A 1,364-nucleotide genomic window follows, 5' to 3' on the forward strand; every position below is an offset into this window, starting at 1 on the left:
CACCACCGGCACCCGCCAACAACTACACTGACCGCTGCTCACAGGTGAGGAATTTCGGCGAGCACAGCCGGGGATTTTCGATGAGCGCCGTCAAGGTCCTTGCGGCCGAAACCGCAACGCTGCCTGGCGAATCGGTGCAACGTCCGATACGGCACCACACAGCCCTGCCGGGCCAACAGGGTGTGGATCTTGGTCACCGTCAACGGCCGCTGCCCCGCCGTGCCGGCCACCCACGTGGTGATCTGCTCCTCGAACCCCAAAAGATGCTCCCAGGCCGCACCATGCCCATCGGGGCGCACCGGACGCACCGCCTCGGCGACCATCCCGATCAACGCGTCATCGACGGCGCTGAGGTCGTCGTCGCGGCGCAGCCCGGCCGCCTGGGCTGCCTCGACGTAGCGGCGCACCGTCTTGCGGTCCAGGCCGCAATGCGCGGCGATTGTGCGGTACCCCGGTGCTGGTAGCCCTGCCACCCCCAGCCACACCCGTAGCACTTCCCTGATCTCGTTCACACTGACCTCCCGAAAGCCATGCCCGCCGCCTCCGTGACTTGAGCTGTCACGGCGATCGAACGAACAAATGAAAAGACCACCGACGCGACGCGCCGGTGGTCCCATAACTGGCAATCCAGGTGGTCCCATCACCCTGGCAAAAATCAGGTCACACTGGTCCCATCCTCATGGCAGGCGACAGGCGCGACCCTGGACGGGTACCGAAGCCGGGGTCTGCATTCCGCACTCATCGCTGCTCGCGCCAAGGAGGCGGTTGAGGCCGGATGTCGCTGGCTCGTCGCGGAGACCGCCAAACCGGGCGACGGTGAGGTCAACCATTCGCTGAACAACCTGCTACGGGCGGGTCTGCGGCCGCTCTACACCCGTCAGAACTGGATCTGGACACCAAAGCCGTAAAGCGGCAATTGAGCGCCCGGAATGGGCGGCGTCACGCCGGTGTGGAAACCAGCGAGGAGGCGTGCTTTCGCGGTGCCGCCAGCACCGGCTTGGGTAGCGGTTCTACCAAGACTGCGGGCGCATCGTCCCATTTGTGCTCGCTGAAGACTCGCTCAGGCTGTACCCGACCAGATCTCAATAGTGTGACCACATCATCCAGATGTGTTGTGATACTGACAAATCCGGTAGACAGTGTCATATCTCGTTGATACATGTCCCACAGTGGCAGGCTGGCGTCACCGAAGACCATGGCAAGGTTCGACAGGTGTCCTCCGGGCGCTACGCAGCGAATCGCTTCGGATATCAGGCGCGGCTTGGGTGTTGAGCCGATCACTACCGGGTACTGGTTGTGGTGCACGCGGACGGAATCTGACGGATGAGCATCGGCGCCGAGCGACGTCGCGATCTCGCGACGTC

The 1,364-nt window shown here is 63.9% G+C and carries 2 protein-coding genes; both read right to left on the reverse strand.

Features of this window, described 5'->3' with window-relative positions; translation table 11 throughout:
- Window positions 1–38 precede the first annotated feature (38 nt).
- Window positions 39–512 (reverse strand): hypothetical protein, encoded by a 474-nt coding sequence (locus ACWDTP_RS38470; protein WP_450028450.1) that lies wholly within the window; start codon window positions 510–512, stop codon window positions 39–41.
- Between the two features lie 427 nt (window positions 513–939).
- Window positions 940–1,364 (reverse strand): hypothetical protein (locus ACWDTP_RS38475; protein ID WP_450028451.1); only part of this gene is annotated, 425 nt, incomplete at its 5' end.

The sequence above is a fragment of the Mycobacterium sp. NPDC003449 genome (assembly GCF_053588415.1).